Genomic DNA, 14,665 nt, shown 5'->3' with positions numbered 1-14,665 from the left:
AAATTAACTCTTTAGCTGTCGTGATTTTTTAAAACCCCGCTCAATGCGGGGTTTTTTGATTTCATATTTTTCGTTGGGGTGTGCCTTGCTTAGATCAAGACTCGCGATTTCTGTAGAAGTCTTTCTTTGGGTATTGGTGCCTGCTGGTTTTTTATATAAATATGTATCTACTTTTGGCGCTGATTGTGCGGTTGTGGTTCCGCATTTGTTGCTTGTTTTTTCGCTGTGGTTGGCGTTTTTTTCTTTTCGTATGCTTAATTGGCGGCTTGGGTCTTGGTTGGGTAGGGGGCAGAGGTTGCTGGGGGTTGGGCTTTTTGTTTTGCCTTTCTTGATGCTGTTTGCTTGGTATGTTTTGGTGTTGGTTGGGCTTGCTTCTTGGGGGCGAGTCCCGACATGGCCTCTGTTGCAGGTGTACTTATTTCAAGGTTTTTATCTGATTGGTGTTCTAGGAGTTTCGACCTGGGCGTTACTATTGGTTTTGAGTGGTGCCATATTTTTGTTTGGGTGGGGGTGTCGCAAGATTCTATCCTTGGATAGCGCGAGGTTGGCTTCTGCTAAGTTAACACTGCCGGGATTGATAGCTATATCTTTACTTGGTGTAGCGGGGGCTGGAGGGCATTTTGCCTTGAAAGCGCTGGGCTTGGATGATTTTCATCCGCAAGAACCTATTGGTGTCAGTTTTTTTCCAAATAGTGCGCCTAAATTGCAAACCCACGCAGTAAGTGTGCCGCCCTTGGTGGATGCAATCGAGAGAGAGGCTTTCAATGCGTATGGCCCAAAAAAATCTTTTAATCCCCGGAATGTCGTCTTGATTGTAGGTGATGCTCTTCGAGCGGATCATATGGGTATGTACGGCTATTCTCAACCTACGACGCCGCTCCTAGAGGCCGCTGCTGTTTTGCATCAAACGCTCATGGCATCTAACACTCGTTCGATATGCGCAGAATCTTCCTGTGGTCTGATGGCTATTGCCTCATCGCGGCCTCTGCACTTGTTGCCAAATAAGCCACTTACTTTGCATGAAGTTCTGCGGCGGCATGGCTATAAAGTGCACTTGATATTAAGTGGGGATCACACAAATTTTTATGGCCTTAAGGAAGCTTATGGTGAGGTGGACAGCTATTCGGATGGCACCACTCAGGCTGCCAGGTATATCAATGATGATCTCTTGATAATGGATCGAATTGATGAGCTTCCTCAGTATAGCGGTGGGGCTCCCGTGATGTTTCAGTTTCATTTTATGTCTGCTCATGGGTTGGGGTTGAAGCAAGAGCAAGGCGGTCTATTTTTGCCGTCAGTTAATTATTACCGTTGGTCGATGGGGAAAAATGGGCGGAAATCGCCGTCTCTGGAAGATATACCTAAGGCGGTAAATTATTACGATAATGGCGTCCTGCAGTTTGATCTCTTTGTGAATCGTGCTCTAGAGAGGCTAGAAGCGAAGGGCTATTTGGATAATGCGGTGGTGGTTATTGTTGCTGATCATGGTGAGATGCTCGGGGAGAAAGATTTTTTTGGCCATCAATTTAGAGTGCATGAGCCTGTTTTAAATATTCCGTTCATTCTTCAGCGGCGGGGGTACTCGGGGGAGGAATTTGGTGACTGGAAATTTACTTCGCAAATAGATGTTTCTCCTACTATTTTGCATGAACTTGATATTGATCCGCCCTCTGTTTGGAAAGGTGAGGCTTTGCAGTTGCCTGCTCGCTCTCGGTTTTTGCATTTCCAGCAGGCACCTATGGTGGGGCTCTACTCTATTAGTACAGAAAATTCGATTCTGAAATACTGGAAGGATCTTGAACAGGGTGGGGAGTTTGTTTTTGATCTGAGTGAAGATCCCAGCGAGAGCTCCAATATAGTGGATATGGTTGACTTGGAGGTGATGCAGGAATGGCGGCGTGAGGTGATGAGTAGTGCCCTTTTTAAGTAGAAGTAAGGAGGTTTACGCTAAAGAAGGAGGCTCTGGTCGGCTATTGCGCTCGAGATTGGATGGTTTGCTGGCTGTCTATGCCTTTGGCAGCCGTGTCTAGGTATTGCAGAAGAAGGCAGTGATCTCGATCTGGCTGTATTGGTAAAAGGTTATGTTGATCCACTGGCGCTTTGGGAGCTTGCCAGCGAGGCGGCCGTATTTTGGATTGTCCGGTTGATCTGCTGGATTTGCGCAGGGCCTACGCCGTGATGCAGCAGCAGGTCTTTGATGAAAGGCGAGCGCTGGTGGGGGCTGAGGGTGGTGAGGCTGGATTGTTCGAGTGCGCGGCGTTGAGTGAGAAGCTCGAGCTGGATCGAGCCAGGGCACCGCTTTGCGTGATATCGAGCGAGATGGGCGGGTTTATGGCCGATGATGTGTTGTTGAACAAGGCCGCAAGCATCGAGCGCTGCGTCAGGCGTGCGCACGAGGGAGTATGACCGCGACTCGGCGAGTTTTGCAGAGGACTTTACTCGGCAGGATACGGCCATTTGGAATATCCAGCGCGCTTGCGAGGCAGCGCTGGATATGGTGCAGCATTTGATTCGGCGCGAGCGTCTAGTTATTCCGCAGAGCGCGCATGATGTGTTCGTGCTGCTGGCCGCAGATGGTGGATTGACGGCGCTCTTGCCGAAGCGCTGAAGCGAATGGTGGGCTATCGCAACATTGCAGTTCATGAGTGCCAAGCGCTGCAGCTACAGATTACCGTGGCGGTCCTTACCCGGAAGCTGGATGAATTTCTCGATTATTCCAAGAGCATTCTGATTAAGGATGCTGGGCAAGATTAAAGTGCGGTTTGACATTTACCCGCCCCGGCGCGAATTGTTTGTAGTCCAGTGCGATTTTGGTGAGGCTGCGATTCGCCGCGAGGCGCGGCTCCTACAGTGGGGCGGTGGCTTACAGCGCCAAGCGCATCGACAAATCCACCGCCTTCACATCTTTGGTCAGCGTCCCCAGTGAGATGTAGTCCACGCCCGTCTCTGCAATCACGCGCAGCGTGCTGTCGTTGATCCCTCCCGAGGCTTCAAGCTTGGCGCGGCCGGCGGTGAGTCTGACCGCTTCGCGCATGTCTTCCAGTGACAGTTCGTCGAGCATGACGATATCTGCCCCTGCTTCCAGCGCTTCGCGCAGTTCTTCCAGGCTTTCCACTTCCACTTCCACCGGCTTGCCGGGGGCGATCTGGTGGGCGGTGTTGATGGCCTGAGCGATGCCGCCGCAGGCAGCGATGTGGTTTTCCTTTATAAGGAAGGCGTCGTACAAGCCGATGCGGTGATTGTGGCAGCCGCCGCAGGTCACGGCGTATTTCTGTGCCAGGCGCAGGCCCGGTAAAGTCTTGCGGGTGTCCAGCAGTTTGACCTGGGTGCCTTCGACCAGGTCGGCATAATGGCGGCAGCGGGTCGCTACCGCGGAGAGTGTCTGCAGGAAATTCAAGGCGCTGCGCTCGCCACTGAGCAGGGCACGGGCCGGGCCTTCGAGGCGGAACAGGGTCTGGTCGGCGCTGACCTTGTCGCCGTCCTGCACCTGCCAATGCACCGCCACGCGTGGGTCGAGCTGACGAAATACCGCATCGACCCAGGCCGTGCCGCACACTACCGCCGCCTCGCGCGTGATCACCCGAGCGCTGGCCAGGCGCTCGGCCGGTATCAGCTGGGCGGTAATGTCGCCGCTGCCAATGTCTTCGGCCAGGGCGCGGCGGACGTTGGCTTCGATTTCGCTGCTGAGGTCGGCGAGGGACAGGTTGGGCATGGTCGGCTCCGGTGTAGGCGAGGGGCGATTATAGAGCCAGCCTGGGGCGGGGCAATGGTTGGGTACGATGCTGCCCCTCGGGTGGAGATTATCCTGGCACTTTCGCCATCAGTCGTGGCTCTTATTCGATGAGGTGTTCGGATCATCGGTACAGCGCGATGGGGCCGCCAGCGTTAGGCTGTAGGGGTTGGGGGGGGCGGCATGACCGTCCGGAGATGGCGTGTGGCTATCTGTGATCTGGATCATGTCTGTAAGAAAAATTGGCTTGGTATGGCGCGCAGCCTCCCTATAATGCCTTTACTTTTTTACTTTATTGACGCCAGGCCTTTGACGTTACGGACGACGCTCGGTTGACGCTGTGCAGACCAGGAAGCCCGGGTTCGGGCAGTCTGCGGGAGACTAGAATGAAGACCGACGCGAATGTGGTGCACCTGACCAAGGCTACCACTGAGCAATCGCCAACTTCGCCGGTAGGAAGACTGCCCGTGGCGCTGATTCAGGTGCGTGACAAAGCCGCGCAACAGCTCAAGCAGAATCTGCAGGGGCTGTTCGACAACGCTGACGATACCCTCTTCGAGATGGCGGATCGGGCGACCAGCAATGCCGAGCAGAATGCATTCTTCGAAGCGATGCGCGATTTGCGCCTGAAGCGCAAGAACATCGAGCGCGGTTTCCTGCAGAAGGTGTTCGAGGCCTTTGCCAATCTCAATCAGTACGAAATCGGCAAGCCGCAGCCCGCTCTGGATGCGATGTCGTTCGACAGCCTTAGCCTGGTGCAGAACGACGAGCTGGAGGAGACCGTGGCGCTGGACGCCATGGTAGCCAAGGTGATGAGTCGCGACGCCATGGCGCTGGGCCACCTGACCACGCGTCTGAATGCGGTGATCACCAAGAAGCTCGACGACAAGAGCAACCCGCTCGGTCCGACCCTGCTCAGCGAATATTTCCTCGACGCCTGCAGTGGCCTGGGCGTGGAGATCAAGGTCAAGCTGATCATCCTCAAGCTGTTCGAAAAATACGTGCTGGGCAGTTGCGACATTCTCTATGCCGAAGCCAACGAGACTTTGATCAAGGCCGGTGTCCTGCCCGAGCTGAAGTCTGCCCCGCCCCGTCGCCAGCAGCGTCCGGCAACCCCTGTTTATACCCAGTCTTCCGGCGAGGAAGGCATTCCCTTGCTCGAAGGCGCCGATCAGGGCGTACAGGAAGTGTTCGGTGCGCTGCAGGACCTGCTCGCGCAAGTGCGCGGTACTGCGATGCCGCGTCGCGCTCAGGTGGCCGATGCATTGCCGATTACCAGCAACGACCTGATGCGCCTGCTGTCGCACATGCAGCAACGGGCCCCTGCGCAGGTCAATGTCGAGGACTTCGACCTGCGCGAGCAGCTCGAGCGTCTGCTCGAGCGTGCCAGTGCCAAGAGCGGCAAGGCGCGTGTGGTCGGCGAAGTCGATGAGGACGTGATCAACCTGGTGTCGATGCTCTTCGAGTTCATCCTCGATGACCGCACCCTGCCGGATTCGCTCAAGGCATTGATCGGTCGCCTGCAGATTCCCATGCTCAAGGTCGCGGTGCTGGACAAGACCTTCTTCAGTCGAGGCAGCCATCCGGCTCGCCGCCTGCTCAACGAGATCGCTTCTGCAGCGCTTGGCTGGGTCGATCAGGACGACGCACAGCGCGACAGCCTGTACCAGAAGATCGAGCAGGTGGTGCAGCGCCTGCTCAATGACTTCGTCGATGATCCGGCGATCTTCTCCGAACTGCTGGCCGAGTTCATGGCCTTCACCGGCGACGAGCGGCGACGCAGCGAACTGCTCGAGCAGCGTACCCGTGATGCCGAGGAGGGCAGCGCCAAGGCCGAGCTGGCTCGCCGTCAGGTCGAGCAGGCGTTGAACGAGCGCCTGCTGGGCAAGACCCTGCCGGAAGTGGTGGTGCGCTTGCTGCAGGAAGCCTGGAGCAAGGTGCTGATGCTCACCTGCCTCAAGCACGGCGTGGACTCGGACGAATGGCAGGCTGCCCTGCAGACCATGGATGATCTGGTCTGGAGCGTTGCCCCGCATGAAGAGCCCGAGGCGCGGCTGCGTCTGCTCGAGCTGGTGCCCGGCCTGCTCAAGGCGCTGCGGGAGGGCATGGCCAGTGCGGCCTTCGACCCGTTCTCCACCAGCGAATTCTTCAGCCAACTGGAGGCGCTGCACGTACAGGCCTTCCAGCGCTTCAAGCGCGTTGCGCCCGAGCCTGAGGTAGCGTCGGACGAAGCTGCGGCCGCCACCGACGCGGCGCAATCGGGTATCGAGCTGCCGCTGCTGGAATTGCCGGCTGCGGAAGAGGTCGAGGATGCGCCGGCCATGGTCGAGGTGGTCGAGGAGATCATCCTGCTGGCGCCGGGCCAGACCCGCCCTCAGGAGCCGGACGTGGTCCTGCCGGATGACGACGAGGCGCTGCATCAGGTCGACAGCCTGCGCGTGGGCAGCTGGGTCGAGTTCCAGGAGGACGACGAGCACAAGCTGCGCTGCAAGCTGGCAGCCATCATCAAGCCCACCGGCAAGTACGTATTCGTCAATCGCACCGGCATGAAGGTGCTGGAAAAGACCCGTAACGCGCTGGCCGTGGAGTTTCGTCGCAACGCCATTCGCCTGCTCGACGATGCGCTGCTGTTCGACCGCGCTCTGGAGTCGGTGATCGGCAACCTGCGCAAGCTGAAGCACAGCTGATCGTTGCCAGGAGTGCTGCGCTCCTGGCAACGGCCTGGCTGTAGGAGCCCTGCCCCGGGGCGAAGCTTTTAAATCCTGCGAGTGCTCGATATCGATTCGCCGCGAGGCGCGGCTCCTGCATGTCGTGATCCTCGGATTTTCCCCCCCGATGCACATCCAGTTGCGGTCTCGCTCTTGGCCCTGCGGGTCGGCTGCTCTAGAGTGATGGCACGCTCAGGAGTGCCACATGCAGCTCGACCCCACGACCGGCTGGTTTCAGGGCATTCGCCATTGCCCTTCGCCGAATTTCAATGCTCGTCCCAGTGGCGAGATTTCTCTGCTGGTGGTGCACAACATCAGCCTGCCGCCCGGGCAGTTCGGCACGGGCAAGGTGCTGGAGTTCTTCCAGAACCGTCTGCCCACGCATGAGCATCCCTTCTTCGCCGAGATTGCGACCCTGCAGGTTTCCGCGCACTTCTTCATCGAGCGTGATGGCAGGCTTACGCAATTCGTCTCCTGCCTGGATCGTGCCTGGCACGCCGGGGTTTCCTGGTTCGAGGGGCGCGACAACTGCAATGATTTTTCGCTAGGTGTGGAGCTGGAAGGCACGGATGATCTGCCTTACAGCGACGCCCAGTACGCCAGCCTGGCGCAGCTGACGCGGCAGTTGCTGGATGCCTACCCGGCGCTGTCGACGCAGCGTATCCGTGGCCACTGCGACATCGCCCCCGGACGCAAGACCGACCCGGGGCCTGCATTCGACTGGTCGCGCCTGCATGCCGAATTGAAGGAGAGGTAGCAATGAGTTTTCTGGTGATTCTGCTGGTGCTGTGGGTCGAAAAGTTTTCTGCCTGGCGCCTGCGCATCCAGCAGGACGGGCCATGGCTGGCGCAACTGCAGCGCCTGCAGCAGGGGGGGCTGCAGCAGGCACCCTGGCTGTGCCTGGCGATTCTGGTGCTGTTGCCGGTGTTAGCGCTGGGGCTGATCCTGCTGATGCTCAAGCCGCTGGCCTACGGATGGCTGGCCTTGCCGGTGCACTTGCTGGTGCTGATCTACAGCCTGGGGCGTGGCGACGTGCTCGCGGCGCTGGGCCCGTTCCGCGACGCCTGGCGGCGCGGTGATGGTCAGGCTGCCTACCACGTGGCCGAGCGCGACCTGGCGCTGCAGCCCGAGGAGGGCACCGAGCTGCTGCAGCAGGTCCAGGGGCATCTGCTGTGGCAGGCCTATCAGAGCTTCTTCGCGGTGATCTTCTGGTATCTGCTGCTGGGCCCCATGGCGGCGCTTGCCTATCGCCTGCTGGCGCTCACTGCTGAACACGCCGAGCAGCCGGCCCTGCGTGAGCGCGCCGTGCAGCTGCGGCATGCCTTCGATTGGTTGCCGGCGCGGGTGCTGGCCTCCAGTTTCGCGCTGGTCGGCAACTTCGTCGCCGTCAGTCGTGCCCTGCTGCATGAACTGCTCAGTTGGGACATTTCCGCCGCGCAATTGGTGATCAAGGCCGGGCGTGCCGCAGGCGAGATGCCGCCTCCAGTAATGGGCGAGGAGGGCGTCGATACCCTGGACCAGCTCTGGCAGTTGCTGATTCGTGCTGCAGTGGTCTGGTACGCCGGTTATGCGGTCTGGGTGCTGTTCTTCTAGCGCATGGCCATTGGTTCGTTGAGGCGGCGCAAGCCGCCCCGGGCAATTGCCGATTCGCCACCACGACAGCCGAACACGGCACGCGTTTAACCTTAAGTTACAGAGAGGCGTGTCGATAAGGGGTATAAGGAGGCGGTGGTCGATCCCGTTTGGTGACTTTCGTCACATTATTCGCCTGTATGAAGTGCACGAATGAGTGCGCCACAGGCCGGTCGACAGCGGATGCCGTGACCAGCCCATGAGAGGCTCGGCGGCGGTCCAAGCGATACCTATAACAATAATGGCAACTGGAGACGTCTAGTGAAGACCGTGTTGTATCCGGCCATCGCGCTGATGAATCGCCTCAGCTTCGGCATGAAGTTCAGCCTGATCAGCGTTCTGTTCTTCCTGCCCATGCTCGTCACCAACTTCTATCTGGTGCGAGATTCCTATCGCCAGTTCGTCGGCACCCAGACCGCCCTGGAAAGTCTCGAGCTGCTCGGCAGCAGCCTGCAGCTGCGTCGCGATCTGGAGAGCCTCAACGACCTGGTGCAGATCAACGCGATGATCGGCCAGTCCGGTCAGGCAGGCGATCTGGAAGGGCGTATCGACCAGTTGGAGCAGTCGCTCAGTGCCGGGCTGCAGAGCCTGCAGCCGGTGACCAGCGAAACCGAGCAGGCAGCGGAATTCGTCGCCAAGCGCGACGAACTGCTCGCCGAGCTGAAAAGCGCAGAGGCCGAGACGTCGCTGCAAAGCAAGATGGTGATCGTCGAGAAGCTGCTCGGCTCTTCCCAGGTGTTCATCAAGCTGGTGGCCAGCCAGGCCGGCCTGAGCCAGGACCCCGAACGCCAGGTGCGGCAGATCACCGAGCTGATCACCAACGTCACTCCGCAGATCACCGACGTGCTCAGCCAGGGCCGCGCGGTCGGCGCCTATTCCCTGGGGCAGGGCTTTCTCAACTCCGCAGCCAGCACCAAGTTCGATGACCTGCTGCTGCAACTGGAAAAACTACACGCCGAATATGGCCTGAACCTGCAGGAAGCCCTGGCCGGCAATGTCGCCGCGCAGAACGGCCTGGGCAGTCTGGCCGAAGCCAGCCGCGAGAGCCTGAAGGACAGCGGTGCGCTGTTCGAGGATCAGGTCATCATCGCCGACAGTCTGGATACGCCCTGGAGCCAGTTCTACGACCAGATCAGCCAGCAGATGGCCAAGACCTATGCCTTCAACGATGGCCTGCTGGCCTTTCTCGACAGCCAGTTGAGCGAGCGGCTCGGTGAAAACCGCGCGCAGATGGTGCTGCTGGTGGTTGCACTGGTGGTGGTGTTCCTGCTGATCGTCTATCTCTACAGCGGTTTCTACGTGTCCACCCGAGCGACGCTGAAAGACCTGGGGCAGGTGATGGACAAGGTGGCCGCAGGTGACATGACGGTCAGCTTCCAGGCGCGCAGCCGTGACGAGCTGGGCGAGCTGGGGCAGGTATTCAACCAGACCGTGCAGCGCATTCATGACCTGATCGAGCGCGTCGGGCATACGGTGGGAGAGGTCGGTGGCCAGGCCGATCGGGTCGAGCTGGTCTCGGGTGAGAGCAACCAGGCCGTGGCCAGCCAGCGCGCGCAGATCGAACAGGTGGCCACGGCGATGAATCAGATGTCTGCCACGGCCCAGGAGGTGGCGCGCAGCGCTGCCGCCGCGGTAGGCAGTGCGCAGAGCGTGAATCAGGAAACCGTCAGCGGTCGCGCCCTGGTCGAGCAGCAGGTGGGGGCGATCCAGCGGTTGGCTGGTGAAATCGACCAGTCGGTGGCGGTGATCAACCAGCTGGCCAGCGACAGCGCCGCGATCAGTCAGGTGCTGGACGTGATCAAGGGCATCGCCGAGCAGACCAACCTGCTGGCGCTCAATGCCGCCATCGAGGCGGCGCGGGCTGGCGAGCAGGGCCGCGGCTTCGCCGTGGTCGCCGACGAGGTGCGCAACCTGGCCAAGCGCACCCAGCAATCCACCGAGGAAATCGAGGCAATGATCGCCAAGCTGCAGGGCGGCGTCGGTGCGGCGGTGAAGGCGATGAATGCCAGTCACCAGATGGCCGATGGCACCGTGAGCGAGTCGGCCAAGGTGCAGCTGGCGTTGGAGAACATTCTCGGCGCGGTGGGCATGATCGTCGACCAGAACCAGCAGATCGCGGCAGCTGCCGAGCAGCAGACGGCAGTCGCACACGATATCGATCAGAACATCGTCGAGATCAACCATGCCGGTGAGCGCACGGCAGAAGGTGCCAGCCAGACCGAGCAGGCCAGTCGCGAACTGAGCGAGCTGGTGGCGCGGCTCAAGCAGCTGATCAGCGCGTTCCGGGTGTGAGCGGCCTTGCTCCGTGGGAGGCGCTTCAGCGGCGATGTTTTTTTGAATCGCGGCTAAAGCCCCTTCCACGGCATTCCCGCGGCCGTCGCGTTGACCCCGTAGGAGCGGCGCCCCCGCCGCGAATATGGGCGACACGGTGTGGAAACATTCGCCCCGGGGCGGGGCTCCTACGACAGGCCGTGCAGGCGATTTGCCTGACCATCCGTGCGGCCTAGTTCCAGCCGAACACCTCATCCGCATTACGGCTGCTGGCCGCTGCCAGCTCTTCGGCCGTGACGCCGCGTAGCGCAGCCAGTTCGGTGCAGATGTCCGCCAGGTATTCGGGGCTGTTGCGCTGATTGGGGTGCATGGCCGGGGCCATGTCCGGGGCGTCGGTTTCCAGCACGATGGATTCCAGTGGCAGCTGCGCCACCACCTTGCGCAGGCGGTTGGCCTGCGGCCAGGTGGCGGCGCCGCCCAGGCCGAGGCGAAAGCCCAGCTTGATGTACTCGCGCGCTTCCTCATGGCTGCCGGCGAAGGCATGGACGATGCCGCCGCGGGCCGGACGAAAACGCTTGAGCGTGGCGATGGTGGCGGCATGGGCTCTACGTACGTGCAGTAGCGCCGGTAATTCGAACTCGTTCGCCAGCTCAAGCTGGGCCTCGAACAGCGTCTGCTGGCGCTGCCGATCCAGCTCCGCCAGGTAGTAATCCAGACCGAACTCGCCGACGGCGCAGAGCTTGCGGTGCCCGGCCAGCCTGCCCAGCCAGGCGCGCAGTTCATCGAGATGCTGCGGCCGGTGATCATCCAGATAGACCGGGTGCAAACCGAAGGCGGCATACAGGCCGTCGTTCGCCTCCACCAGTTGCCACAAGCGCTGCCAGTTGCCCTGATACACCCCGAGCACCACCATGCGCTGTACGCCCAGCGCGCGGCTGCGCGCGAGTACTTCGCCGCGATCGGCGTCGAAGTCGGGGAAATCCAGGTGGGTGTGGGTGTCGATCAGGTGCATCGCTTGCCTCCGGTTGATGTCGCTCGTGGCCAGCAGGCATCCGGGCGTGGATTGCCGTATTGTTCCACTTCCTGCCAGCTGCAGGGAGCGCCGCCGTATTTTTCCAGTCGAACGGATACAAGCAGGCGGCTTGGTTTCGATGGAGGAAGAGGGTTGCAGCGCTTACGCAAAGCTTTGGCCTGGCTGGTCGCCGTAGTGTTGTTGCTGGTGGCGGCGCTGATGCTGTTTCTGGCGCTGTTCGACTGGAACCGCGCGCGGCCGCTGATCAACGAGCAGGTATCGGCGGCGCTGAATCGGCCATTCGCCATCGAGGGCGATCTGCGCGTGATCTGGAAGCGCGAACCTGGCCAGCAGGGCTTGAGCGCCTGGCTGCCCTGGCCGCACTTCGCGGCCGAGCGCTTGCGCCTGGGCAACCCTGACTGGGCGCAGGGCGAGACCTTCGTCAGCCTCGACCGCGTGCGTCTACGCCTGTCGCCCCTGCCGCTACTGTGGAGGACGGTGAGCATCCCCAGCATCGAACTGGGTGCGCTGACGGCCGACCTGCAGCGCCTGGCCGATGGCCGCGCCAACTGGGTGTTCGACCTGGGCGCCGAGCAGGCGGACGGCGAGCAGCCCAGCCCGTGGACGCTGGATATCGGCACCATCGCCTTCGACAAGGGGCAGGTGAAGCTCGATGACAAGGTCAGCAACACGCGGCTGGATGCGGTCATCCAGCCGCTGGGCGAGCCGATACCCTTCGCCGAGATCGTCGGCAAGAACGCTGCCGAACGGCTGGCTGAAAGCAGCGCCCGCGCGCAGGACTACGCCTTCGCCTGGCAGACCAAGGGCAGCTTTCGTGGCCAGCCGCTGACCGGCAGCGGCAAGGTCGGCGGGCTGCTGGCGCTGCATGATGCCTCGCTGCCTTTCCCGCTGCAGGCGGATGTGCGTATCGGCGCTACCCGTATCCGCGTCGCCGGCAGCCTGACAGACCCGCAGAACCTCGGCGCACTGGACCTGCGCCTGCAGCTGTCCGGTAACAGCCTGAGCCAGCTCTACCCGCTGACCGGCGTCACCCTGCCGGATACGCCGCCCTACAGCACCGATGGTCGCCTGCAGGCCGACCTGCGTGATGCCAGCGGAGCGATCTTTCGCTACCTCGGCTTCAACGGACGTATCGGCGCCAGCGACATCCAGGGCGACCTGACCTTCGTCGCGCGCCAGCCGCGGCCGAAGCTGTCCGGGCGGCTGACCTCCAACCAGCTGCTGTTCAGTGACCTGGCGCCGCTGATCGGCGCCGACTCTGCCGCCGACAAGCGGGCGCGTGGCGAACGCGATTCGCAGCCTACGAACAAGGCATTGCCGGTCACGGAGTTTCGTACCGACCGCTGGCGCGCCATGGACGCCGATGTGCGCTTCGTCGGCAAGCGCATCGTGCACAGCGAGCAGCTACCGATCACCGATCTGGATACCCATGTGCTGCTCGACGACGGCACCCTCAGCCTGGAGCCGCTGCGTTTCGGCATGGCCGGCGGTGCGCTCGATGCGCAGATTCGCCTCAATGGCGCGGCCACGCCATTGCAGGGGCAGATGCGCCTGCGTGCTCGCGATCTCCGGCTCAAGCAGCTGTTTCCCACCTTTGCACCGATGCAGACCAGCCTGGGGGCGTTGAACGGCGATGCACGCGTCAGCGGCCGCGGCAACTCGGTCGCGGCCCTGCTGGGCAGCGCCGATGGCGAACTGAACATGCTGATCAACGACGGTGCGGTAAGCCGTGGGCTGATGGAGATCGCCGGGCTGAACGTCGGCAATTACCTGGTCGGTCGCTTGTTCGGCGACGAGGAGGTGAAGATCAACTGCGCGGCTGCCGATATGGGCATCAGGCAGGGCCTGATGAGCACACGGCTGTTCGTCATCGACACCGAGAACGCGGTGATCAAGGTCGACGGCAGCGCCAACTTCGCCAGCGAACGGCTGGATTTCACCATCACCCCGGCGACCAAGGGCTTTCGCATCTTCTCGCTGCGCTCGCCGCTGTATGTGCGCGGCACCTTCAAGCAGCCGGCGCCGGGCGTACAGGCGACGCCGCTGGCCCTGCGCGGCGTGGGGCTGGTGGCATTGGGCGTGGCGGTGGCGCCTGCGGCAGGTCTGCTGGCGCTGGTAGCGCCCAGCGCCGGTGATGAGCCGAGCCAGTGCGAACCTCTGCTGCAGAAGATCCGGGGTGGTTAGCAGGAGGCACCGGAGCTGGATGTAGGGTGCGCTGTGCGCACCGATCTTCTCCAGCATTTGCAGCGCATGGCGGGCGTACCCTAGCTCTGGGTGCGGGCCTTGAAGCTGCGCTCGATGGCCTCGATACCGGGCTGATAGTCGTCCCGTTCGACCGCCAGCAGCGTCCAGGCCAGCACCCGTTCAGCGATGCGCTCATGCTGCTGGCTCATGGCATTGACCCGCAGCGGCAGGAAGTCCAGCAACTGGGTATCGCCGAAGGTGGCCAGGCGCACGGCCGGCCAGTGCTCGCCGCCACGTTCGCGCAAGGCATCGAGCACGCCTTCGAGCAGCACGTAGGCCGTGGTGAGCAAGGCATCCGGCGTGCCCACATCATCCAGTAGCGCCTGCATCTGCTGGTAGCCACAGGCGCGTCCGAACTCCTTGCCGTGGCAGACGCTGACGCGCCCTGTGAAGCCGGCCAGCGCCGCATGAAAACCGCGCTCGCGTGCCTGGCTGATGACTAGCTCCGCACGCGCACCGAGCAGGGCGATATGACGGGGCTGGGGCGTCAGCAGGCTTGCGGTCAGAGTGCGCCCGGCCTGCTCGTCGTCGCTGACCACCGAACGGATATGTGCGGGCGAGAGCGCTCGGTCCACCGCCACCACCGGCAGGCCGGCGGCGACGATGGTGGGATACAGCGGGTCGTCGGCGGGCAGGCAACTGGCGACGATCAGCGCCTCGCAGCGACGCGAGCGAAACAGTTCCAGCAGTTGCCGCTCGGTGTCGGGATCGTCGTCGGAACTGGCGATCAGCAACTGGTAACCCGCTGCACGGGCCTTCTGTTCCAGCAGCTTGGCCAGGCGTGCATAGCTGGGGTTTTCCAGGTCCGGCAGGATGAAACCCAGGCAGCGGCTCTGCCCGCGGCGCAGGCTGGCGGCCTGCTGGTCGGGACGATAGCCGTGTTCTTCCACCACGGCCAGCACACGCGCCACGGTCGCCGGGCTGATGCGCCGACGTTCGGCCTGACCGTTGATCACGTAGCTGGCAGTGGTTACCGAGACCTGGGCCAGGCGGGCGATGTCGCTGAGTTTCACGGGCGCAGCACCATGTAGAGAAGAGGTTTCGATC

At 61.6% G+C, this 14,665-nt stretch carries 9 protein-coding genes and 1 pseudogene; 7 read left to right on the top strand and 3 right to left on the bottom strand.

Annotation, left to right across the window (positions count from 1 at the left end; genetic code table 11):
• The first annotated feature begins 55 nt into the window (after positions 1-55).
• Together BLS61_RS03810 and hepT are read left to right on the top strand one after the other, a co-directional pair.
• The gene (locus tag BLS61_RS03810; RefSeq protein ID WP_167358695.1) at positions 56-1,930 is read left to right on the top strand and encodes a sulfatase-like hydrolase/transferase; all 1,875 of its coding nucleotides are present in this window, start codon (positions 56-58) and stop codon (positions 1,928-1,930) included.
• Positions 1,931-2,331: 401 nt separating this feature from the next.
• Positions 2,332-2,754 (top strand): annotated as a pseudogene (gene hepT / locus BLS61_RS03800) (type VII toxin-antitoxin system HepT family RNase toxin).
• 109 nt (positions 2,755-2,863) lie between these two features.
• On the opposite strand, the gene nadC reads toward hepT, so the two are convergent.
• Positions 2,864-3,712, bottom strand: a complete 849-nt coding sequence (nadC, locus tag BLS61_RS03795) for a carboxylating nicotinate-nucleotide diphosphorylase (protein WP_090427556.1) — start codon at positions 3,710-3,712, stop codon at positions 2,864-2,866.
• Between the two features lie 404 nt (positions 3,713-4,116).
• Between nadC and BLS61_RS03790 the strand changes: the two genes are divergently transcribed.
• From BLS61_RS03790 to BLS61_RS03775, 4 genes are all read left to right on the top strand, one after another.
• Entirely contained in the window at positions 4,117-6,417 is a 2,301-nt protein-coding gene (locus BLS61_RS03790; RefSeq protein ID WP_090427552.1) for a DUF1631 domain-containing protein, read from the top strand.
• Between the two features lie 226 nt (positions 6,418-6,643).
• On the top strand, positions 6,644-7,195 hold the full coding sequence (gene ampD, locus BLS61_RS03785) for a 1,6-anhydro-N-acetylmuramyl-L-alanine amidase AmpD (RefSeq protein WP_090427549.1): 552 nt from the start codon (positions 6,644-6,646) through the stop codon (positions 7,193-7,195).
• 2 nt (positions 7,196-7,197) lie between these two features.
• On the top strand, positions 7,198-8,031 hold the full coding sequence (ampE, locus tag BLS61_RS03780) for a regulatory signaling modulator protein AmpE (protein WP_090427546.1): 834 nt from the start codon (positions 7,198-7,200) through the stop codon (positions 8,029-8,031).
• Positions 8,032-8,331: 300 nt separating this feature from the next.
• Entirely contained in the window at positions 8,332-10,362 is a 2,031-nt protein-coding gene (locus tag BLS61_RS03775; protein WP_090427542.1) for a methyl-accepting chemotaxis protein, read from the top strand.
• Positions 10,363-10,573: 211 nt separating this feature from the next.
• Here BLS61_RS03775 and BLS61_RS03770 read toward each other — a convergent pair whose 3' ends face one another.
• The gene (locus BLS61_RS03770; protein WP_090427539.1) at positions 10,574-11,353 is read right to left on the bottom strand and encodes a TatD family hydrolase; all 780 of its coding nucleotides are present in this window, start codon (positions 11,351-11,353) and stop codon (positions 10,574-10,576) included.
• 153 nt (positions 11,354-11,506) lie between these two features.
• Between BLS61_RS03770 and BLS61_RS03765 the strand changes: the two genes are divergently transcribed.
• Positions 11,507-13,558: an AsmA family protein gene (locus tag BLS61_RS03765; protein WP_090427536.1), complete on the top strand. Its 2,052-nt coding sequence runs from the start codon at positions 11,507-11,509 to the stop codon at positions 13,556-13,558.
• An 80-nt stretch (positions 13,559-13,638) separates the two neighbouring features.
• Here the strand turns inward: BLS61_RS03765 and cra are convergent, their stop codons facing one another.
• Entirely contained in the window at positions 13,639-14,631 is a 993-nt protein-coding gene (gene cra / locus BLS61_RS03760; RefSeq protein WP_090427535.1) for a catabolite repressor/activator, read from the bottom strand.
• Positions 14,632-14,665: the final 34 nt, after the last annotated feature.

Origin of the sequence: Ectopseudomonas guguanensis, assembly GCF_900104265.1 — a bacterium.
Taxonomy (GTDB): Bacteria; Pseudomonadota; Gammaproteobacteria; order Pseudomonadales; family Pseudomonadaceae; genus Aquipseudomonas; species Aquipseudomonas guguanensis.
This window is presented reverse-complemented; position numbering and strand designations above follow the sequence as displayed.